Origin of the sequence: Achromobacter sp. SLBN-14 (assembly GCF_006715415.1) — a bacterium.
Classification (GTDB): domain Bacteria; phylum Pseudomonadota; class Gammaproteobacteria; order Burkholderiales; family Burkholderiaceae_B; genus Achromobacter; species Achromobacter mucicolens.
On record NZ_VFNE01000001.1, the window covers coordinates 5,601,798 to 5,622,059 of the forward strand.

Sequence of the window (20,262 nt, forward strand, 5' to 3'; positions counted from 1 at the left end):
AGAGGTCAACCGCCCAGGTAAGCCTTGCGGACCTGATCGTTGACCAGCAGATTGGCGCCGGTGTCTTGCAGGACCACGCGGCCGTTTTCCAGCACGTAGCCGCGGTCCGCCACGCCCAGCGCCTTGTTCGCGTTCTGCTCGACCAGGAACACGGTCACGCCCTGCTCCCGGATTTCGCGAATGATGTCGAAGATCTGGGCGATCACCAGCGGGGCCAGGCCCAGCGTCGGTTCGTCCAGCAACAGCAGGCGCGGCCGGGTCATCAGCGCGCGGCCGATGGCCAGCATCTGCTGCTCGCCGCCCGACATCAGGCCGGCGCGCTGGCTGGCGCGCTCTTTCAAGCGCGGGAACAAGCCGTAGACGTGGTCGATGCCCGCCTCGATCTCGTCGCGCTTGGAAAAGAAGCCGCCCATCATCAGGTTCTCGGCGACCGTCAGGTCCTTGAACACGCGACGGCCTTCAGGCGAAATGGCGATGCCACTGCGCATGATGTGGTGCGTGTCCTTGTTCGTGATGTCTTCGCCTTCGAACGTGATCTTGCCTTCGCGCGCACGCGGATTGCCGCAGACCGTCATCAGCAGCGTCGTCTTGCCCGCGCCATTGGCGCCGATCAGCGTGACGATCTCGCCCTTGTTCACTTCGACCGACACGCCGTTCAATGCCTGAATGGCGCCGTAGAAGGTGTGTATGTTTTCCAGCTTGAGCATCATTCCTCCCCCAGATACGCCTTGATGACGCGCTCGTCGTTGCGCACCTGATCCGGGGTGCCGGTCGTGATGGGCTTGCCGTGTTCCATGACCAGAATCCGGTCCGAAATGCCCATGATGAGGCTCATATCGTGCTCGATCAGCAGCACCGCGACGCCGAATTCGCGCCGCAGCTGGTCGATGAGCGATTGCAGGTCGCGCTTTTCCTGCGGATTCAGACCCGCCGCGGGTTCGTCCAGCATCAAAAGGCGCGGCTTGGTGATCATGCAACGCGCGATCTCCAGGCGCCGCTGGTGGCCGTAGGCCAGATTGCCGGCTTCGCGGTTGGCGAATTCCCGCAAGCCCATGAAGTCCAGCCACTGCGCCGCGCGCGCCAGCGCCTCGGATTCGGACTGGCGATAGCCCCGGGTCTTGAGCAGGCCCGGCAACAGGCGCGACTCAACCTGCGTGTGCTGCGCAACCAGCAGGTTTTCCAGCACCGTGAGCTGCTTGAACAGGCGTACGTTCTGGAACGTGCGCACCAGGCCGTGGCGCGCCACCTTGTGGCTGGCAAGACCCGTGATGGGCTTGCCGTCCATGATGATCTCGCCGGCGGTGGGTGCATAGAACCCGCCCACGCAGTTGAAGACGGTGGTCTTGCCGGCGCCGTTCGGGCCGATGATGGCAAAGACCTCGTCGGTCATGACCTCGAAACCCACGCTATCGACGGCCAGGAGGCCGCCGAACCGCATGGTCAGGCCGGATACTTTCAGCAATGCCTCGCTCATTTAGCCAGCTCCACGTGGGGACGCTTCATGGGCAACAACCCCTGCGGACGCCACATCATCATCAACACCATCACCAGACCGAACATCAGCATCCGGTATTCGGCGAACTCGCGCGCCAGTTCGGGCAGCACGGTCAGCAGGATGGCAGCGAGGATCACGCCTACCTGAGAACCCATGCCCCCCAGCACCACGATCGCCAGGATCAGCGCGGATTCGATGAACGTGAAGGACTCCGGATTCACCATGCCCTGGCGCGCCGCGAAGAACGCGCCGCCAAAGCCGGCAAACATGGCGCCCAGCGTGAACGCGGACAGCTTGATGCGCGTGGGGTTCAGGCCCAACGAACGGCAGGCGATCTCGTCCTCGCGCAGCGCCTCCCAGGCGCGGCCGACCGGCATGCGGATCAGGCGCGTGGACACGAACAGCGTCACCAGCGCCAGCAGCAGCGCCATCATGTACAGATAGATCACCATGTCCTGGTTCTGGAACGTCAGCCCGAAGAAGTCGTGGAATGTCGTCCCACCCTCGGTGCTGGGGCGGCGCGTCATTTCCAGGCCAAAGAACGTGGGCTTCGGGATACCGGAAATCCCGTCCGGACCGCCGGTCATCTTGTTCAGGTTGATCAGCAGCAGGCGGATGATTTCACCGAAACCCAGCGTAACGATGGCCAGGTAGTCGCCGCGCAGCCGCAATACTGGAAAGCCCAGCACAAAGCCGAACAGCGCGGACATGGCGCCCGCAAACGGCAGCGCTTCCCAGAAGCTCCAGCCGCCCCAGTGGTAGAGCAGCGCGTAGGTGTAGGCGCCCACCGCGTAAAAGCCCACGAAGCCCAGGTCCAGCAGCCCCGCAAAGCCCACCACGATGTTCAGGCCCAGGCCCAGCATCACGTAGATCAGCACCAGCGTGGCGATGTCGACGGAACTGCGTCCCGCGAAGAACGGCCAGATCACCGCGATGGCCAGCAGCAGGATCATCAGCGGCTTGTGGTTCCTGGCCGGCGCCGAAGACAGCGTCGGCAGGCTGGTCTTGAGCTTTTTGAACGGAATGGCCAGCCAGGGCCGCAGCAGCTGGAAGACGAACACCACGGCAGCGGCCAGCGCCACCAGCGACCAGTTCGACTCCATCGACGTGCGCGCACCCTGGCGGATGAGCTGCAGGCCAAAGACCGGGGTGACGATGACCGCCGTCAGCACGGCCGCCATCGTGGCGTTTTTGAGATTGTTGGTCGACATCAGACTTTTTCCACCTCAGGTTTGCCCAGCAGCCCGGTGGGACGGAACAGCAGAATCAGGACCAGCAGCGAGAACGCCACGATGTCCTTGTACTGCGACGAGATGTACGCGGCCGCGAAGGTCTCGGCCAGGCCCAGCAGCACGCCGCCCAGCATCGCGCCGGGAATGCTGCCGATACCGCCCAGCACCGCCGCCGTGAAGGCCTTGATGCCGGCAAGAAAGCCGATGAAGGGATTGAGCTTGCCGATGGTGATGGCGATCAGCACGCCGCCCACCGCCGCCAGGATCGCGCCCATCACGAACGTGAACGAGATCACGCGGTTGGTGTCGATGCCCAGCAGATTGGCCATGTGCATGTCCTGCGAGCAGGCGCGAGAGGCACGGCCCATGCGGGAGTATTTGATGAACAGCGTCAGCCCGATCATCAGCACCACGGTGACCACGATGATCATGATGCGCGAATACGGCACCGTCACGTCGAAGTCCGATCCCATGTGGAACTGCACGGCGCCGGACACCAGCGAAGGCACGGCCATGTCGCGCGCGCCCTGACCGAGGGCCACCCAGTTCTGCAGGAAGATCGACATCCCGATGGCGGAGATCAGCGCCACCAGCCGGGGGCTGCCGCGCACCGGACGATACGCCACGCGCTCGACCGAAAAGCCGTAGATGCCGGTGACCGTGATGGCCACAAGCAGCATGGCCGCAATGATGAAGGGGGTCGGCAATCCGCTATTGGTGCCGATGGCCGTCAAGGTGACCAGGCCCACATAGGCGCCGATCATATAGATTTCGCCGTGGGCGAAGTTGATCATACCGATGATGCCGTAGACCATTGTGTAGCCGATGGCGATCAACGCATAGATCGCTCCCAGGGACAATCCGTTAAAGAATTGCTGGGTCAGTTGGGGTATGAGATCAGACATGATTCTATTGCTCCAAATGGTTCCGGCCCCGGTAGAGAGACCCGGAGCCGGAAACCTGGGCGTATTTTATAAGGGCCTGTCGTCGCCGCCTTGCCGGCCGCACAGCGCTTTTGGCGCATCGCTACGCGGATTTCGGCAAGACGGAGACGGCAGGCCCTACACGCCGGCAACACGCCGGCGGGATCGCGAGTTTACAGCTGGGTCTTCTTTCCGTCCTTGTCCCATTTATAGACAGCGAACTCGAAGTCCTTCAGATCGCCCTTGGCATCGTATTCGACCTTGCCGATGCCGGTATTGAAGGTGGTCTTGTGCATGTAGTCGGCAACCTTGGCGGGATCTTCGCCCACGGCGTTGATGCTGTCGGCCAGGATCTGGACCGCGGCGTAGGCCGGCATCTGGAAGGCGCCGTCCGGATCGCGCTTGGCGTCCTTGAAGGCCTTGACGATGCTTTCGTTGCCCGGCAGCTTGGTGAAGTCGGCGGGCAGCGTCACGAGCAGGCCTTCGATGGCCGGGCCGGCGATTGCCACCAGGTCCTGGTTGGCCGTGCCTTCCGGACCCATGAACTGGACCTTCAGGCCCTGTTCGCGCGACTGGCGCAGCAACAGGCCGAGCTCGGGGTGGTAGCCGCCGAAATACACCAGATCGACGCCAGCCGACTTGAGCTTGGTGATGATGGCCGAGTAGTCGCTGTCGCCGACGTTGATGCCTTCGAACATCGCAACGTTGACGTTCTGCTTGGCCAGCGCGTCCTTGACCTGGGTGGCCACGCCCGAACCGTAGGTCTGCTTGTCGTGCAGCACGGCGACCTTCTGGGGCTTGAGCGTCTTGGCGATGTAGTTGGCGGCGTAAGGACCTTGCTGGTCGTCGCGGCCGATCGTGCGGAAGAAGAAATGCGGCTTGATGGTGTCGGTGACCAGGGGCGACGTGGCGCCCGGGGTGATGCCGACGATGCCCTCTTCCTCGTAGACCTTCACGGCGGCAACCGTGACGCCCGAGCATGCATGGGCCACGGCGAACTTGGCGCCGGAGTTGACCACGCGGTTGGCGGCAGGCACGGCCTGCTTGGGTTCGCAGCCGTCGTCGATCAGGATGGGTTCGAGCTTCTTGCCCTTGACTCCGCCCTTGGCATTGATGGTTTCGATGGCGGTCAGCGCGCCGGCCTGGATCTGGTCGCCGTATTGCGTGTTGGGACCGGTCATGGGCTGGGGAATGCCGATCTTGATCGTGTCGGCGGCGTGCGCGGCGCCAGCCAAGGCAAGTGCCCCAAGCGCCATGGCTACCGGGGTAAGGCGATTCAGAAACTTCATGCGGAGTTCTCCAGCGAGGTTTTGAGCGGCTCTGTCCAACACGGTTTATCGGGAGAGTACCCCTTTGTCCGCATTGCCCGTCGCCGGCTTCTTGGGCAAAAACACGGTGTGGGCGGTATTCTGAAAGCAAGCCGTCATACTGTCACTGCGTGTAATCCCCAATATTTCACGCGCGGCATTTAATCGTGACGCATAGCCCGCGTAAAGGCGTGAAATCAATGGAGAAATCGCAATTCCGACCGCAAAGTTGGCTGGCGTTTCGCTAGGATTTATGCTTGCCGGTTTTTATGAAAAATCATTAATACGGCGTTTAATCGCATATTTAAATACAGTCCTTACGCGGGACTTACTAAACCCGCTTCAATTAATACTCGCGGCCATTAATAAAAAGCCGCGCGTCCTGCGCTGCAGGCAGCCAGGAACGCGCGGCTTCAAGAACAAAAACGGGGGCAATCAGGCGTTCGCGGGCCTTGCCAGATTCCACATCAGTGCCCGGAACGGCGCCAGCATGCTGATATTGACGACCAGCTTGATGGCCAGGTCGCCCAGCATCCACGTCACCCAGGGCGCGCCGGTGGCAGCGAACGCCACGCTGAAGAATACCGCCGTATCCAGGATGGCGCCCAGCACGCCCGACGCCAGCGGCGCGCGCCACCAACGCTGGTCGCGCAGGCGGTCGAACACCTGAATGTCGACGAGCTGCGCACATATATAGGCCAATCCCGACGCCAGCGCGATGCGGGGCGACGCCACCCACACCGACACCGCGAGCGCGGCGGCAAAGCCGAACCACACCACACGCCGGGCCGCGGCCGGGCCAAAGCGGCGGTTCAGGACGTCGGTGACCAGGAACGCCACCGGGTAGGACAGCCCGCCCCACGTGAGCCAATCGTTAAGCGGCACCTGCACCAGGATATTGGAGCCGACCACCACGGCCAGCATGCACAGCACCGAGATGCCGAACTGCAGGCGGGTCATGGCGGGAAAACGCACGGCGGCCGTTGTCATCGCACGCACCCCGGCGCCCACCGCGGCTGACGGCGAGCGCCCGCCGAACGGCCGTTCACGTCCCCTTCTTGCCCACATTGACGTGTCCTGGCCACAACACCTGGCATGTTCCGAGTCACGGCCGCGAACACGCCACACGCGATGCGCGCGGACCGTTCGGCAAAGGCGCGCGCGAAGCCCGTCCCGCATGGCCGCGGCGCCCGCGCATCCTGGTTAATGTCAATGACATGAACGCCCCCGGCGGCGCATACTCTGCGGGCCTGCCGCGAGGCCCGCGCGGCCGTCCCGCTGCCATCGCCAATGAACGCAATCGAAAGTTCGTTTTCCATAGGCGGCGATTGTAAACGGTCGGCTCCCTGCACAAGGAATCGCAAAATGTTCGTTCGCGCCTAAAACGCGCAATTTGACAGGCGTTTGTAGGGATGTGAAAGTCACGGTTTTGTCACAAACAATTCATAAGGTGTCGTGTTTCATGCGGCCGGACAACCCGTTCGCAACACGCCCAACTGGAGAACCCTTTATGCGATCCCATCGTATTGCACTGACCTTTGCCGCCATCATGACGGCTTTCGCCGGCGCTTCCGCGCAAGCAGCCACCGAGATCCAGTTCTGGCATTCGATGGAAGGCGCTCTGGGCGACCGCGTCAATGGCCTGGTCGACGAATTCAACAAGAAGAACCCCGACTACCAGGTCAAGGCCATCTACAAGGGCAACTACGGTGAATCCATGAACGCCGGCATCGCCGCGTTCCGCGCCGGCAACGCCCCGGACATCCTGCAGGTCTTTGAAGTCGGCACCGCCACCATGATGTACGCCAAGGGCGCCATCAAGCCGGTGCAGCAGATGTCCGAAGAAGCCGGCAACCCGATCGATCCCAAGGAATTCATTGGCGCCGTGGCCGGCTATTACTCGTCGGCCGACGGCAAGCTGGTGTCGATGCCGTTCAACAGCTCGACCGTCGTCTTCTACTACAACAAGGACGCCTTCAAGAAGGCTGGCCTGGACGCCGACAATCCTCCCAAGACCTGGGAAGAACTGGCCGCCGCCGGCCAGAAGCTGAAGGCCGCTGGCCAGGAATGCGGCTACACCACGTCGTGGCCGTCCTGGACCCAGCTCGAGACCTTCTCGGCCTGGCATAACGTGCCGTACGCCACCAAGGACAACGGCTTCGGCGGCCTGGATGCGCGCATCGCCATCAACACCCCGCTGCACGTGCGCCACCTCGAGAACCTCGCCAAGCTCGGCAAGGAAGGCATCTTCATGTACGGCGGCCGCGGCGACGAGCCCAACTCGCTGTTCATCAGCGGCAAGTGCGCCATGATCACCGGTTCGTCCGGCCTGCGCGCCAACATCGCCAAGAACGCCAAGTTCGAGTTCGGCACCTCTACGCTGCCCTACTACGCCGACGTGCAAGGCGCCCCGCAGAACACCATCATCGGCGGCGCCTCGCTGTGGGTCTTCGCCAACAAGAAGCCCGAAACCTACAAGGGCGTGACCGCGTTCTTCAAGTTCCTGGCCAGCCCCGAAATCGCCGCCCGCTGGCACCAGCAGACCGGCTACGTGCCCGTCACCAAGGCCGCGTACGAGCTGACCAAGAAGGAAGGCTTCTACGACAAGAACCCGGGCACCGAAGTGGGCGTCAAGCAATTGAACGTCGAAACCACCGCCCAATCGCGCGGTCTGCGCCTGGGCTTCCTGCCCCAGATCCGCGAGATCGAGGACGCTGAAATCGAACGCATCGTCTCGGGCAAGGTTGCCCCCAAGGACGGCGCCGAGAACATCGTCAAGCGCGGCAACGAGCTGCTGGAAAAGTTCGAGAAGAGTGTAAAGTAACGCCCTTTCGCGCGGCTTGACCGCCGCCTTGTCAATCGGCATTTTCCATGCCGTGACAAGGACCCTGTTGCGACAAGGACAAACGAGGCTTAAAGCCCTGGTTTTTAAGGGGCTTTAAGCCTATCGTGTTTTTATGAGTGCCGGTGCTTTCGGGCTCCGGGCGCCACGCGCGGCATGCGTGCTGGCGGTTTCAGGCGGCGGTTATTTCAACCGCCGCTTTTCTGTACCTTGGGTTCCCCCTATGGAAAAACGCGTTGTATTCGGGCACAAGACCTTGCCCTATCTGCTGCTCCTGCCGCAGCTGATCATTACCGTGGTGTTCTTCTTCCTGCCCGCCGGACAAGCCATGTGGCAGTCCATGCGCCTTGAAGATCCCTTCGGTCTGTCCTCGCAATTCGTCGGCCTGGACAACTTCATGGACCTGTTCTCGCAACAGGCCTACCTGGATTCGTTCCGCGTCACCGCCGTGTTCTCGGTGCTGGTGGCCGGCGTGGGCCTTGGCGTGTCGCTGGTGCTGGCCGTGATGGCCGATCGCGTGATCCGCGGCGCCGGGCTCTACAAGACCCTGCTCATCTGGCCGTACGCCGTGGCGCCCGCCGTCGTCGGTGTGCTGTGGCTGTTCCTGTTTTCGCCTTCCGTCGGCATCCTGGCCGTGGCCCTGCGCAAGTCGGGCGTGGACTGGAACCCGCGCCTTGACGGCAACCAGGCCATGGTCCTGGTGATCGTCGCCGCGGTCTGGAAGCAGGTGTCGTACAACTTCCTGTTCTTCCTGGCCGGCCTGCAATCGATCCCGCGCTCGCTGATCGAAGCCGCCGCCATCGACGGCGCCAGCCCCGCCCGCCGCTTCTGGACCATCGTCTTCCCGCTGCTGTCGCCCACCACGTTCTTCCTGCTGGTGGTCAACATCATCTATGCATTCTTCGACACCTTCGCCGTGATCGACACGACGACGCAGGGCGGGCCCGGCACGTCGACCTCGATCCTGGTCTACAAGGTGTACAGCGACGGCTTCCGCGGCCTGGACCTCGGTTCGTCCGCCGCCCAGTCCGTCGTCCTGATGTTCATTGTGATTGCCTTGACGGTCGTGCAGTTCCGCTACGTCGACCGCAAAGTGCAGTATTGATTTTGTTCGAGGCTGATAACAATGGTTGAACGCCGTCCCTGGCTGGATATTCTGGCCCACGTCATTCTGCTCTGCGGCGTGGCGATGGTGGCATTTCCGCTCTACGTCACTTTCGTCGCGTCCACCCAGACCGCGCAGGAAGTCGCTCAAGCGCCGATGTCCCTGATTCCCGGTCCGCACTTCGTGGACAACTACATGAAGGCCCTCTTCGGCGGCTCGTCGGGCGGTTCGTCCGGCGCGCCCGTCGGCCGCATGATGTACGTGAGCCTGATCATGGCGCTGGCAATCTCGATCGGCAAGATCGCGATCTCGCTGCTGTCTGCATTCGCGGTCGTGTACTTCCGCTTCCCCGGCCGCATGTTCTTTTTCTGGATGATCTTCGTCACGCTCATGCTGCCGGTCGAAGTCCGCATCGCGCCCACCTACAAGGTCGTGGCCGATCTGGGCCTGCTCAACAGCTATGCGGGCCTGACCTTGCCGCTGATCGCGTCGGCCACGGCCACGTTCCTGTTCCGCCAGTTCTTCCTGACGGTGCCGGACGAGCTCATCGAGGCTGCCCGCATCGACGGCGCGGGGCCCGTGCGGTTCTTCCGCGACGTGCTGCTACCCCTGTCCAAGACCAGCATCGCCGCACTGTTCGTGATCCAGTTCATCTACGGCTGGAACCAATACCTGTGGCCGCTGCTGGTCACCACGCAGGAAGACATGTATCCCGTCGTCATCGGCATCAAGCGGATGATCAGCGGCGGCGACAGCGTGACCGAATGGAACATCACCATGGCCACCGCCATGCTCGCGATGATCCCGCCGGCGCTGGTCGTCATCCTGATGCAGAAATGGTTCGTCAAGGGTCTGGTCGACACTGAGAAGTAACGCCGCCCCATCCGCGCCCACCCGAACACGACTCTGAACACGAATAACTCATGGCTACTCTCAGCTTCCGCAACGTCAAGAAAACCTACGCCGGCAACGTGCCGGTCATCCATGGCATCGACATGGATGTCAAGGATGGCGAATTCATCGTCATCGTCGGCCCCTCGGGCTGCGGCAAGTCCACGCTGATGCGCATGGTCGCCGGCCTGGAAACCGTGACCAGCGGCGACATCGTCATTGACGACAAGGTCGTCAACACGCTGGAACCCGCCGAGCGCGACATCGCGATGGTGTTCCAGAACTACGCGCTCTACCCGCACATGACCGTGTTCGAGAACATGGCCTACGGCTTGAAGATCCGCAAGTTCTCCAAGGACGAAATCAAGAAGCGCGTCGACGCCGCCGCGCAGATCCTGGAGCTGGGACACCTCTTGGACCGCCGTCCGCGCGCCCTCTCGGGCGGCCAGCGCCAGCGCGTGGCCATGGGCCGCGCCATCGTGCGCGAACCCAAGGTGTTCCTGTTCGACGAGCCGCTGTCCAACCTGGACGCCAAGCTGCGCGTGGCGATGCGCCTTGAGATCATGAAGCTGCACCGCCGCCTGGGCACCACCAGCCTGTACGTGACGCACGATCAGGTCGAGGCCATGACGCTGGCGCACCGCATGATCGTCATGTACCAGGGCGTGCCCGAGCAGATCGGCACCCCGATGGAAGTCTTCGAAAAGCCCGCTTCGACGTTCGTGGCCGGCTTCATCGGCTCGCCGCCCATGAACCTCATGGAAGTCCAGGTGTCCGGCGACGGCACCGTGCAGACCGCCGACGGCAACCAGCTCGAGATCTCGCCGCTGCAGGTCCCTTCGCAGGTTCGCGGCCGCAAGGTCATCATGGGCATGCGCCCCGAGCACATGCTGCTGAACACGCAGGGCATCCCCGCCGAAGTCGAAATGGTCGAGACGCTGGGCTCGGAACAGCTCGTTCACTGCCGCTGCGGCAAGAGCACGCTGGTCGTGCGCTGCACGACGCGCCAGCTGTCCGAGTCGTCCGCCAAGGTCGGCATGCAGGTCAACGTGGGCCCCGACGGCCGCCATCCGCTGCACTGGTTCGAGGCCGACACCGGCCGCCGCGTCCAGGGCCTGTAAGCGGCGGGGCCTCTGCCCCTGCCCCTAAGGCGCAATAACAAACCGGGCCGCAAGCAGATCGCTTGCGGCCCGGTTTTTTTTGCGGCGTCTTTTGCGTGTGGCCTGATGCCCCACACACGGCACGTGCCGTTCGCGTGATAGCGGGCCGGTAGCGGCCCGCCGCACTGCGCTTTACTTGTAGACGGTCTTGGAGCCGTCCTTGTGCCACGTGAAGACGTCGAACTCGAAGTTCGTCAGGTCACCCTGCTTGTTCCACGACACCTTGCCGATCGGCGTATCGAAGGAATTGGCATGCAGGTACTTGGCGACCTTGGTCGGATCGTCGGAACCCGCGCCCTTGATGCCGTCGGCGATGACCTGCGTGGCGGCGTAGGCCGTCATCTGGAAAGCGCCGCTGGGATTGCGCTTTTTCGCCTGGAACGCCTTGACGATGTCGGCGTTGGCGGCGTTCTGCGTGAAGTCGGCCGGCAGCGTCAGCAGCATGCCTTCGACGGCGTCGCCCGCGATGGCGTTGATGTCCGGGTTGCCCGTGCCTTCCGGACCCATCCATTTGGCCTTCACGCCCTGCTCGGCCGCCTGGCGCAGCAGCAGGCCCATTTCGGGGTGGTAGCCGCCGTAGTAGACGAAGTCCACGCCCTGGCTCTTGAGCTTGGTGATGACCGCCGAGTAGTCGCTGTCGCCGGCGTTGATGCCTTCAAACACGGCGACGGTCACGCCGCCCTTTTCCAGGTCGTTCTTGACCGCGGTGGCGATGCCCTGGCCATACGACTGCTTGTCGTGCAGCACGGCGACCTTCTTGGGCTTGATCTTGTCCAGGATGAACTTGGCGGCGGCGGGGCCCTGCTGGTCGTCGCGGCCGATGGTGCGGAAGATGAACTCGTAGTTCTTGCCGTCGGTCAGGGCCGGCGACGTGGCCGACGGGGTGACCATGACCACGCCTTCGTTGTTGTAGATGTCGGCAGCGGCGATGGTGGCGCCCGAGCACACGTGGCCCACGACGAAACCGATCTTGCTGTTGACGACGCGGTTGGCGGCGTTGGGACCCTGCTTGGGTTCGCAACCGTCGTCGATCACCACGGTTTCCAGCTTCTTGCCGTTGACGCCGCCGGCGGCGTTGATGCGCTCGACCGCGGTATCGACCCCTTCACGGACCATATCGCCATACTGCGTGACCGCACCGGTGGTGGGGCCGACGACGCCGATCTTGATGGTCTGCGCGTGCGCGGCCGCGCCAAACGTCAAACCAGCGGCGACGCCCAGCGCTGCGATGACCGGGGTCAGACGGAATACTGGCTTCATGAGTGGACTCCTCGAATGACTTGTAATCGTTGATCCATCAACGGGCTGACGGCCGGATAACGTAGATGTCATGCCCGTTGGCGGGTGCATTTGCACGGCAAGCATACACTGAAATATCGCGGCTTTTGGCCGTGTTTGCGCAGGGTTTTCCGCGGTTTTGTGATGCACTGCGGCATGCTGCGGGGCACCTCGGCTTATTCCAAACGCCGTATATGCAAAAGACCATTAATTCGTTTGAGTTACTAACGCGCGGCGGCATCATGTGCCGCATGAGACTCCAACCGATAATCGTCCCGGGCTGGAAAAACTCCGGCCCCGATCACTGGCAATCCCGGTGGCAGGCCCTGTTGCCAAACGCCCGGCGGATCGAGCAGCACGACTGGGAAAACCCCTGCGCGGCCGATTGGATATCCCGTCTGACGGCCGAGGTGGACGAAGCCCGCAGTCCGGTCCTGCTCGTGGCCCACAGCCTTGGCTGCCTGATCAGCGCTTCGCTGCCGGTGCCGCTGCGCGCCAAGGTCGCCGGCGCGCTGCTGGTCGCGCCCGCCGACGTCGAACGCCCGGACACCCCGGCGTGCCTGCGCGGCTTCGCGCCCATCGCACGCCAGCCGCTCTCGTTTCAAAGCGTGGTCGTGGCCAGCGACAACGACCCCTATTGCACGCTGGAACGCGCGCATGCGTTCGCCGCGGACTGGGGCAGCCGCATCGTCGTGCTGGCTGGCGCGGGCCATATCAATGCCGAAAGCGGACTCGCCGACTGGCCGCAGGGCTTGAAGCTGCTCGGGGCGCTTCGACGCCGGGCATCCTGGCGGATTCCGCCGCCGCCCAAGCGCATTCCGCCCGTGCCGCTGTACGACTTCTGACGCAAACGGCGCAAGCAAAAAAATGGCCGCCCGATCAGGGCGGCCAATATATTGGCGCGTATCGCGCCGGCCGCCTTCCCGTGACGGGAAGACGACCATCGGATCACTGCAGCAGGCTGCGCAGCATCCACGCATTCTTTTCGTGCACGTCCAGACGCTGCGTCAGCAGGTCGGCCGTGGGCTGGTCGTTGGCGGCGTCCGCCTTTTCAAAGGCAGCGCGCGCGGTCTTGGCGACCGATTCGTTGCCGTCGACCAGCAGGCGCACCATTTCCAGCGCGTCCGGCACCGAGTCCGGCTCGGCGATCGAGGACAGCTTGGCGTATTCGCGGTACGTGCCCGGCGCGTAGTGGCCCAGCGCGCGGATACGCTCGGCGATGCTGTCCAGCGCGGTCCATTCTTCGGTGTACTGCGTCATGAACATCTGGTGCAGCGTGTTGAACATGGGCCCCGTGACGTTCCAGTGGAAGTTGTGCGTCATCAGGTACAGCGTGTACGAATCGGCCAGCAACTTGGACAGTTCACCGGCAACCGCGGCGCGGTCCTTGTCCGAAATACCGATGTTGATGCGCGGAACGCTCGAGGTCTTCTTGGTGGACTTGGCCATTGCTAGCTCCTATGGAAAAAGGCGGAAATAAGAATACCACTGCAAAGACGACAGAACGGTTGTTGCGGCAGAGCCGTTCTCAATGTGGACTGCGACCGATTGACGCGCGGCAAAGGCGCCTCGCGCAACGGCGGCCGCCGCCGCTCAATCCTGCACTGCGGCGGCTTCGCCGGCCAGCATCTTCACGCCCGGCAGATCGCATTCATAGACGGCCTGCGCCAGCGCCTCGATCGCCGCCAGACGCGGGAAGCTGCGCCGCCAGGCAAGCACCACGCGGCGTTCGGGCACATGACCTTCGAACGGCAGGTAGCGCAACAGGCTGTTGGAGGGCGGGTTCTCGGGCACGGCGGTGACGGGCAGCACTGTGACGCCGATCCCGGCCGCGACCATGTGGCGGATGGTTTCGAGCGAAGAGCCTTCGAAGGTACGCTGGATGCCGTCGCTGGCCGCCGAGAAGCGCGACAGTTCGGGACAGACTTCAAGCACCTGATCGCGAAAGCAATGGCCGCTGCCCAAAAGCAGCATGGTCTGCTGCTTCAGATCCTGGGCGTCGATGGCCTTGCGCTTGGCCAGTTCATGATCGTTGGGCACCGCCACGACGAAGGGCTCGTCGTAGAGCGGCTGCATGACCAGGCCGGCTTCGGGTAACGGCAAGGCCATGATGGCGCAATCGATTTCGCCCTGGCGCAGCAGTTCCACCAGCCGCACCGTGAAGTTCTCCTGCAGCAGCAGCGGCATCTGCGGCGTACGGCCGATCTGCACGGGCACCAGCTTGGGCAGCAGGTACGGACCGATGGTGTGGATGACGCCAACCCGCAGCGGGCCGGCCAGCGGGTCGTGGCCTTGCCGGGCGATCTCCTTGATGCTGGCGCTTTCTTCCAGCACCTTCTGCGCCTGCGCGACGATGCGCTGGCCGATGGGCGTCACCCCGACCTCGGAGCCGCCGCGCTCGAACAGGGTCACGCCCAGTTCGTCTTCCAGCTTGCGGATGGCCACGGACAGCGTCGGCTGGCTGACGAAACAGGCCTCGGCCGCGCGGCCAAAGTGCCGCTCGCGGGCGACGGCGACGATGTACTTCAGTTCGGTGAGAGTCATGGTGGACTACGCCCCCGGGGTTATGCGCCGGCTCCGAGGCCGGCGGTAGAGGATTCAAGGTGAATGTCGGGCCGCATGTCAGGTCCGCAGGAAGTCTTCGCGGCCGCGCATCCAGCGGGCCAGATGGGCCTGGACGGCGTCTGGATGCTCGGCGCGCAGCCACACGGCAGCATCGCGCGCGTCTTCGGCAATCGCGGCGTCGGTTTCCAGATCCGCAAAGCGCAGGAGCGCCATGCCGGACTGGCGCGTTCCCAGAAATTCGCCGGGACCGCGCTGTTCAAGGTCGCGCCGCGCGATCTCAAAGCCGTCGGAGGTCTCGAACATGGCGCGCAGGCGTTCTCGCGCAACCTGGGACAGCGGCGTCTGGTAGAGCAATACGCAAACGGACTCGGCCGTGCCGCGCCCCACCCGCCCGCGCAGCTGATGCAGCTGGGCAAGGCCGAATCGCTCGGCGTGCTCGATCACCATCAACGATGCATTGGGCACGTCGACCCCGACTTCGATGACGGTCGTGGCGACCAGCAGATCGATCTCGCCGTCGCGGAAAGCCTGCATCACCGACGCCTTCTCGGTTTGCGGCAGGCGCCCGTGTACCAGTCCGATCCGCAGGTCCGGCAGGTCGGCGCGCATGCCCTCGTAGGTGTCGACGGCGGTCTGCAGTTCAAGGGCCTCGCTTTCCTCGACCAGCGGACAGACCCAATAGGCCTGCTGGCCGCCGCGCGCCGCCTGCGCGATATGGGCAATGACCTCTTCCCGGCGCGCGTCGGAGACCAGCTTGGTCACCACGGGACTGCGTCCGGGCGGCAGCTCGTCGATCACGGACACGTCCAGATCCGCGAAGAACGTCATGGCCAGCGTGCGGGGAATGGGCGTGGCGCTCATGTTGAGCTGATGCGGCACGATGCGGCCGCGCACGGTTTCGCCCTTGCGCGTGAGGGCAAGGCGCTGGCCCACGCCGAAGCGATGCTGCTCGTCGACGATGGACAGGCCCAACCGGTGGAATTCGACATGGTCCTGGATCAGCGCCTGCGTGCCGACGACCAGCTGCACGCTGCCGTCAGCTGCCGCAGCGGCGGCTTCCCGGCGGGCCTTGGCCGAAAGGCTGCCGCTCAGCCACGCGACATTCACGCCCAGCGGCTGCAGCCAGGACACCAGTTTGCGAAAGTGCTGCTCGGCCAGGATTTCCGTGGGCGCCATCAGCGCCACCTGCGCGCCGCCCGCAATGGCCTGCGCGGCCGCGATGGCGGCCACGACGGTCTTGCCGCTGCCCACGTCGCCCTGCAACAGACGGTGCATGGGATACGGCTTGGCAAGGTCCGCCGAGATCTCCTGCACGACACGCTGCTGCGCGCCGGTCAGCTTGAACGGCAGCGTTTCGTACAACCGGGCGACCAGGCCCCCTGCCCCGTTCTGCGCCGGCAGCGACTCGGCTTCCTTGATGCGGCGCGCCGCGCGGGCGGCGGCAAGCGACAGCTGCTGCGCCAGCAGTTCGTCGAACTTGATCCGCCGCCACGCCGGGTGCACGCGATCCAGCAAGGCCTGTTCGGATTCGCCCTGCGCAGGCGTGTGCAGCGCACGGATGGCGGGCTCGAAGGGCGGAAGGTCGTAGCGGGCGCGCGCCTCGTCCGGAAGGGTGTCGGACAGGTCCGCGGTATTGAGCGCCTGCGCGATGGCGCGCCGCAACGCCGGCTGCGGCAATCCTTCAGTGGTGGGGTAGACGGGCGTCAGGGCGGTCGGAAGGGGCGAATCGGCGTTGGTCAGCCGAGGATGCACCATCTCGCGTCCGAACAACCCGCCGCGCACTTCGCCACGGGCGCGCAGCCGCTTGCCAACCGTGACTTGTTTCTGTTGGCTGGGGTAGAAGTTCAGCCAGCGCAATTGCAGTTCGCCGCTGTCGTCCGCCAAGGTGGCGGTCAGCTGGCGCCGCGGCCGGTACAGGACCTCGGATTTGGTGATCTCGCCTTCAACCTGGCCGGCAAAGCCCGGGCGCAGCGAACTGATCGGGATGACGCGCGTTTCGTCTTCGTAGCGCAGCGGCAGGTGCAGCACGAAATCCTCGGGCAGCACCAAGCCCAGGTTACGAAGCTTGCGCTCCGTATCCGTCATCGCTTTGCCGGCGCCGTTCTTGTCGGCGCCGGTACGTTTGGAGGCCACGGCTGCGGCCGGCATGTAGGAACGAACCCCTGGTATGAAACGTCCGGGCGCGCCTTACAGGACCATGATCGCTTCGACTTCGAACTGGGCGCCCTTGGGCAGGCTGGCCACGCCGATCGTCGAACGCGCCGGGAACGGCTGCGGGATGATCTCGGCCATGATGGCGTTGGCCGCCGTGAACTTGCCCAGGTCGGTCAGGAACAGCGTGAGCTTGACCACGTTGTCCAGCGTGCCGCCTGCAGCCTTGATGACTTCCTGCATGTTGGCAAACGCCTGACGCACCTGCGCGTCGAAGTTTTCAGAGACCAGGTCGCCGGTGCCGGGCTCCAGGCCGATCTGGCCCGAGAGGTAGACAGTCTTGGTGCCGCTGACGGCAACCGCTTGCGAGTAAGGGCCAACGGCGGCAGGCGCGCTGTCGGTATGGATGATTTGCTTGCTCATGGGCGGAATCCTTCTGGTGACGGATAGAAGCTACAACTATCGAAGTTTAATCAGCAATAGACGTTTGCGAAAGTGGCGGATTGCCGTAAAGATGGCCTAGGTCTGATCCAGCGCACCCGGCGGATGACCGGCGCCGCCGATATCGCCCCGATGCGCGATCAGCAGATCGGCCAGCGCCTGCGCCGCCACCGACAGGCTGCGGCCCTTGCGGCGCACTAGATAAAGTGGCCGCGTCAACGCGCGGCCCGCCAGCGGCACGATACGCAGATCGTCGCTGCGGAAATGAAAAAGCGTCATGGCGGGCACCACCGATACGCCAAGTCCTGCGCGCACCAACCCCGTGACGGTGGCCAGGTGTTCGACCTCGAAAACCGGCAACGGCGCCTCGGCGCCCAACGCTTCGTCCAGATGTTTGCGCACACTGCTGCCGCGCGCAAGCTGGATGATGGGATGACGCAGCACGTCGCGCAGCCGTACGCGCGGCTGGCCAGCCAAGGGATGGTCTGCGCGGCACACCAGAAAATAGCGGTCCGCGTGCAGGAATTCGCTGTCCAGATCCGTCATGTCCGGCCGCCGCGAGGCCACGGCAAAATCGGCCACGCCGCTTTGCACCATGTCCAGGCACGGATCGAGCAAGGCGTCGCGCAGATCCAGCACGATGCCCGGGTGATCCAGCTGAAACCGCGCCAACAGATCGGGCAGCCAACCCGCCGCCAGCGAAGGCAGCGCGGCCAGCGTCACCCTGCCCCGGCGCCGGTCCGCCAGGTCGCGCAGGTCGCCCATTGCCAGGTCCATGTCCGCCAGCAGCCGGCGCGCGGTCGCATCCAGCACACGGCCTTCGGCAGTCAGCTCCACGTGCCGCGTGTTGCGGTCAAAGAGCCGCACGCCGGCGGCGTCTTCCAGCGACCGGATCAGCGCGCTGAACGCGGGCTGCGTCAGGTGGCAGCGCTGCGCGGCACGCGTGAAGTGCCGTTCATCGGCCAGGGCCACGAAGGCGCGCAATTGGCGGGACGATAGATTCATGGGTTTCTTGTATTAATCGATCCGATTTTTCTATTTTACGGATGATCGCGCCTTGCCTATAGTCGTCCCAACCCTGAACGCGCCTGGACTGCTCATGTCTCAAACTCCCTTGCTCATCGGCTGCGCCTCCGGATTTTCCGGCGACCGCAGCGATGGCGCCGCGGCCGTGGTCCGCACCCTGGCCGCCCAAGGCGGCGGCACGCTGATCTTCGAGACGCTGGCCGAACGCACGCTGGCGCTGGCGCAGCTGGCTCGCAACGACGACCCGAACCGCGGCTATGAACCGCTGCTGGACGAGCTGGTGGGGCCGATCCTGGCCGATTGCCTGCGCCACGGCATCAACATCGTCAGCAATTTCGGCGCGGCCAATCCGCCCGCCGCGGCGCGGCGCATCGCCGAACTGGCGCGCGAACAGGGCCTGCCCGTGCCGCGTATCGCGGTGGTGCACGGCGACGCGCTCAATGGCGCCGAACACCGCGACCTGCTGGCGCAGCGCCTGGGTGCCGCGCTGGGCGGCCTGGACATCGTCAGCGCCACCGCTTACCTGGGCGCCACCGAGATCGCCGAGGCGCTGGCCGCCGGCGCGCAGATCGTGGTGGCCGGCCGCGTGGCGGACCCTTCGCTGACGCTCGGCCCGGCGCTGGCGCATTTCGGCTGGGATCCGGCCGACTGGCCGCGGCTGGGCCGCGCCACCATGGCGGGCCACATGCTGGAATGCGGGCTTCAGGTCACCGGCGGCTACTTTTGCGTCCCGGGCCTGAAAGAGGTTCCCGACGTGCACGCGGCCGGTTTCCCGATCGCGGAGATCCAGGCCGACGGCGAGTTCGTGATCGGCAAGGCCGACGGCACGGGCGGCGCGGTCGATGCGCGCACGGTCAAGGAACAACTGCTTTATGAAGTGCACGATCCGGCGCGCTACCTGACGCCCGACGTGGTGGCTGACCTGAGCCAGGCGCACGTGGTCGAGCTGGGCGGCAATCGGGTCGCGGTTCATGGCATTACCGGCCACGCGCGGCCGGCGGAACTGAAGGTAAACGTCTGCTATCGCGGCGGCTGGCTGGCCGAAGCGGAAATCTCGTACGCAGGCGTGCAGGCCGAGGCGCGCGCCCGGTTGGCGGCCGACATCGTCCAGAAGCGCCTGGGCGCGGATTTCAAGCTGCGGGCGGACCTGATCGGCGCCATCAGCATCCTGGGCGACGACGCCGGGGAAATGCGCCGCGCGCTTACCGATAGCCATTCCCGCGACGTGCGGCTGCGGCTGGCCACTGAAAACGCCGACCGCGCACAAGCCGAACGCGTGCTGCGCGAAGTGACCGCGCTTTATACCTGCGGACCGGCGGGCGGCGGCGGCGTGCGCACCGCCCTGCGCCCGCGCCTGAACATGATGTCCTGCACCATTCCCCGCGAGGCCGTAAAGAGCGGCTGGACCTTCCTGGAGGAGATCGCGCCATGAACCAGACCCTGCTCGCCGTGCCGCTGTACCGGCTGGCTCACAGCCGCTCCGGGGACAAGGGCGATATCTCGAACCTGAGCCTCATCGCCTGGGACCCCGAATGCTTTGACGTGCTGACCGCGCAAGTGACTGAATCGCGCGTGGCGCAATGGTTCGCCTACCGCCACCCGAAACGCGTGACGCGTTATGCGCTGCCGATGCTCAATGCCATGAACTTCGTGCTGGAGGGTGTGCTGGATGGCGGCGTCAACGACGCGCTGAACCTGGACACCCATGGCAAGAGCCTGTCTTTCAGATTGCTGGACATGACGGTGGAGGTCAGCCCCGAGCTGGCGAGCCGGCTGCCAGACATACCCGGCGACCGCCCCGCGGCCGCCTGATTTCAGTTCCGATAAAAAAACACCACAGGAGACA

19 protein-coding genes are annotated in these 20,262 nt (G+C 64.4%); 7 read left to right on the forward strand and 12 right to left on the reverse strand.

The window, feature by feature from the left end; all coding sequences use genetic code 11:
* Positions 1-5 precede the first annotated feature (5 nt).
* From FBY20_RS25680 to FBY20_RS25705, 6 genes are all read right to left on the reverse strand, one after another.
* Positions 6-707 carry an ABC transporter ATP-binding protein gene (locus FBY20_RS25680; protein WP_142056238.1) on the reverse strand — a complete coding sequence of 234 codons (702 nt, stop codon included), beginning with the start codon at positions 705-707 and terminating at the stop codon, positions 6-8.
* Complete coding sequence (livG, locus tag FBY20_RS25685) at positions 707-1,474, reverse strand: high-affinity branched-chain amino acid ABC transporter ATP-binding protein LivG (protein ID WP_142055372.1); 768 nt, start codon at positions 1,472-1,474, stop codon at positions 707-709. Before livG ends, FBY20_RS25680 begins: the two co-directional genes overlap by 1 nt.
* Positions 1,471-2,706, reverse strand: coding sequence for a high-affinity branched-chain amino acid ABC transporter permease LivM (locus FBY20_RS25690; RefSeq protein WP_174245450.1), 1,236 nt, complete (start codon positions 2,704-2,706; stop codon positions 1,471-1,473). The genes livG and FBY20_RS25690 overlap by 4 nt, the downstream gene beginning before the upstream one ends.
* Positions 2,706-3,632 (reverse strand): high-affinity branched-chain amino acid ABC transporter permease LivH, encoded by a 927-nt coding sequence (livH, locus tag FBY20_RS25695; protein ID WP_056317577.1) that lies wholly within the window; start codon positions 3,630-3,632, stop codon positions 2,706-2,708. The genes FBY20_RS25690 and livH overlap by 1 nt, the downstream gene beginning before the upstream one ends.
* A gap of 191 nt (positions 3,633-3,823) precedes the next feature.
* On the reverse strand, positions 3,824-4,939 hold the full coding sequence (locus tag FBY20_RS25700; protein WP_056317574.1) for a high-affinity branched-chain amino acid ABC transporter substrate-binding protein: 1,116 nt from the start codon (positions 4,937-4,939) through the stop codon (positions 3,824-3,826).
* Between the two features lie 453 nt (positions 4,940-5,392).
* Entirely contained in the window at positions 5,393-5,947 is a 555-nt protein-coding gene (locus tag FBY20_RS25705) for a queuosine precursor transporter (protein ID WP_056317572.1), read from the reverse strand.
* A gap of 520 nt (positions 5,948-6,467) precedes the next feature.
* On the opposite strand from FBY20_RS25705, the gene ugpB reads away from it, so the two are divergent.
* From ugpB to FBY20_RS25725, 4 genes are all read left to right on the forward strand, one after another.
* Positions 6,468-7,781: a sn-glycerol-3-phosphate ABC transporter substrate-binding protein UgpB gene (gene ugpB, locus FBY20_RS25710; protein ID WP_056317569.1), complete on the forward strand. Its 1,314-nt coding sequence runs from the start codon at positions 6,468-6,470 to the stop codon at positions 7,779-7,781.
* Positions 7,782-8,022: 241 nt separating this feature from the next.
* Complete coding sequence (ugpA, locus tag FBY20_RS25715) at positions 8,023-8,904, forward strand: sn-glycerol-3-phosphate ABC transporter permease UgpA (RefSeq protein ID WP_056317567.1); 882 nt, start codon at positions 8,023-8,025, stop codon at positions 8,902-8,904.
* A gap of 21 nt (positions 8,905-8,925) precedes the next feature.
* Positions 8,926-9,777: a sn-glycerol-3-phosphate ABC transporter permease UgpE gene (gene ugpE / locus FBY20_RS25720; RefSeq protein ID WP_056317563.1), complete on the forward strand. Its 852-nt coding sequence runs from the start codon at positions 8,926-8,928 to the stop codon at positions 9,775-9,777.
* A 50-nt stretch (positions 9,778-9,827) separates the two neighbouring features.
* Positions 9,828-10,916, forward strand: coding sequence for a sn-glycerol-3-phosphate import ATP-binding protein UgpC (locus tag FBY20_RS25725; RefSeq protein WP_062841130.1), 1,089 nt, complete (start codon positions 9,828-9,830; stop codon positions 10,914-10,916).
* A gap of 171 nt (positions 10,917-11,087) precedes the next feature.
* Here FBY20_RS25725 and FBY20_RS25730 read toward each other — a convergent pair whose 3' ends face one another.
* Positions 11,088-12,215 carry a branched-chain amino acid ABC transporter substrate-binding protein gene (locus FBY20_RS25730; RefSeq protein WP_056317555.1) on the reverse strand — a complete coding sequence of 376 codons (1,128 nt, stop codon included), beginning with the start codon at positions 12,213-12,215 and terminating at the stop codon, positions 11,088-11,090.
* Between the two features lie 269 nt (positions 12,216-12,484).
* On the opposite strand from FBY20_RS25730, the gene FBY20_RS25735 reads away from it, so the two are divergent.
* A complete protein-coding gene (locus FBY20_RS25735) occupies positions 12,485-13,078 on the forward strand; it encodes an alpha/beta hydrolase (protein WP_056317550.1) in 594 nt (197 codons plus the stop codon).
* 103 nt (positions 13,079-13,181) lie between these two features.
* On the opposite strand, the gene FBY20_RS25740 is transcribed toward FBY20_RS25735, so the two are convergent.
* From FBY20_RS25740 to FBY20_RS25760, 5 genes are all read right to left on the reverse strand, one after another.
* The gene (locus FBY20_RS25740) at positions 13,182-13,682 is read right to left on the reverse strand and encodes a Dps family protein (RefSeq protein ID WP_056317547.1); all 501 of its coding nucleotides are present in this window, start codon (positions 13,680-13,682) and stop codon (positions 13,182-13,184) included.
* 144 nt (positions 13,683-13,826) lie between these two features.
* On the reverse strand, positions 13,827-14,777 hold the full coding sequence (locus FBY20_RS25745) for a LysR substrate-binding domain-containing protein (protein ID WP_056317544.1): 951 nt from the start codon (positions 14,775-14,777) through the stop codon (positions 13,827-13,829).
* Positions 14,778-14,855: 78 nt separating this feature from the next.
* Entirely contained in the window at positions 14,856-16,946 is a 2,091-nt protein-coding gene (recG, locus tag FBY20_RS25750) for an ATP-dependent DNA helicase RecG (protein ID WP_056317541.1), read from the reverse strand.
* 39 nt (positions 16,947-16,985) lie between these two features.
* Positions 16,986-17,372 carry a Rid family detoxifying hydrolase gene (locus FBY20_RS25755; protein ID WP_056317538.1) on the reverse strand — a complete coding sequence of 129 codons (387 nt, stop codon included), beginning with the start codon at positions 17,370-17,372 and terminating at the stop codon, positions 16,986-16,988.
* Between the two features lie 96 nt (positions 17,373-17,468).
* A complete protein-coding gene (locus FBY20_RS25760; RefSeq protein ID WP_056317535.1) occupies positions 17,469-18,395 on the reverse strand; it encodes a LysR family transcriptional regulator in 927 nt (308 codons plus the stop codon).
* 94 nt (positions 18,396-18,489) lie between these two features.
* On the opposite strand from FBY20_RS25760, the gene FBY20_RS25765 reads away from it, so the two are divergent.
* Entirely contained in the window at positions 18,490-19,848 is a 1,359-nt protein-coding gene (locus FBY20_RS25765) for an acyclic terpene utilization AtuA family protein (protein ID WP_142055376.1), read from the forward strand.
* Positions 19,845-20,228 (forward strand): hypothetical protein, encoded by a 384-nt coding sequence (locus FBY20_RS25770; RefSeq protein WP_056317531.1) that lies wholly within the window; start codon positions 19,845-19,847, stop codon positions 20,226-20,228. The genes FBY20_RS25765 and FBY20_RS25770 overlap by 4 nt, the downstream gene beginning before the upstream one ends.
* Positions 20,229-20,262: the final 34 nt, after the last annotated feature.

Excerpts from the sequence above, each read along its gene's own strand:
- FBY20_RS25680 (WP_142056238.1), bottom strand. The coding sequence starts at position 707 with ATGCTCAAGCTGGAAAACATACACACCTTCTACGGCGCCATTCAGGCA.
- livG (WP_142055372.1), bottom strand. The coding sequence starts at position 1,474 with ATGAGCGAGGCATTGCTGAAAGTATCCGGCCTGACCATGCGGTTCGGC.
- FBY20_RS25690 (WP_174245450.1), bottom strand. The coding sequence starts at position 2,706 with ATGTCGACCAACAATCTCAAAAACGCCACGATGGCGGCCGTGCTGACG.
- livH (WP_056317577.1), bottom strand. The coding sequence starts at position 3,632 with ATGTCTGATCTCATACCCCAACTGACCCAGCAATTCTTTAACGGATTG.
- FBY20_RS25700 (WP_056317574.1), bottom strand. The coding sequence starts at position 4,939 with ATGAAGTTTCTGAATCGCCTTACCCCGGTAGCCATGGCGCTTGGGGCA.
- FBY20_RS25705 (WP_056317572.1), bottom strand. The coding sequence starts at position 5,947 with ATGACAACGGCCGCCGTGCGTTTTCCCGCCATGACCCGCCTGCAGTTC.
- ugpB (WP_056317569.1), top strand. The coding sequence starts at position 6,468 with ATGCGATCCCATCGTATTGCACTGACCTTTGCCGCCATCATGACGGCT.
- ugpA (WP_056317567.1), top strand. The coding sequence starts at position 8,023 with ATGGAAAAACGCGTTGTATTCGGGCACAAGACCTTGCCCTATCTGCTG.
- ugpE (WP_056317563.1), top strand. The coding sequence starts at position 8,926 with ATGGTTGAACGCCGTCCCTGGCTGGATATTCTGGCCCACGTCATTCTG.
- FBY20_RS25725 (WP_062841130.1), top strand. The coding sequence starts at position 9,828 with ATGGCTACTCTCAGCTTCCGCAACGTCAAGAAAACCTACGCCGGCAAC.
- FBY20_RS25730 (WP_056317555.1), bottom strand. The coding sequence starts at position 12,215 with ATGAAGCCAGTATTCCGTCTGACCCCGGTCATCGCAGCGCTGGGCGTC.
- FBY20_RS25735 (WP_056317550.1), top strand. The coding sequence starts at position 12,485 with ATGAGACTCCAACCGATAATCGTCCCGGGCTGGAAAAACTCCGGCCCC.
- FBY20_RS25740 (WP_056317547.1), bottom strand. The coding sequence starts at position 13,682 with ATGGCCAAGTCCACCAAGAAGACCTCGAGCGTTCCGCGCATCAACATC.
- FBY20_RS25745 (WP_056317544.1), bottom strand. The coding sequence starts at position 14,777 with ATGACTCTCACCGAACTGAAGTACATCGTCGCCGTCGCCCGCGAGCGG.
- recG (WP_056317541.1), bottom strand. The coding sequence starts at position 16,946 with ATGCCGGCCGCAGCCGTGGCCTCCAAACGTACCGGCGCCGACAAGAAC.
- FBY20_RS25755 (WP_056317538.1), bottom strand. The coding sequence starts at position 17,372 with ATGAGCAAGCAAATCATCCATACCGACAGCGCGCCTGCCGCCGTTGGC.
- FBY20_RS25760 (WP_056317535.1), bottom strand. The coding sequence starts at position 18,395 with ATGAATCTATCGTCCCGCCAATTGCGCGCCTTCGTGGCCCTGGCCGAT.
- FBY20_RS25765 (WP_142055376.1), top strand. The coding sequence starts at position 18,490 with ATGTCTCAAACTCCCTTGCTCATCGGCTGCGCCTCCGGATTTTCCGGC.
- FBY20_RS25770 (WP_056317531.1), top strand. The coding sequence starts at position 19,845 with ATGAACCAGACCCTGCTCGCCGTGCCGCTGTACCGGCTGGCTCACAGC.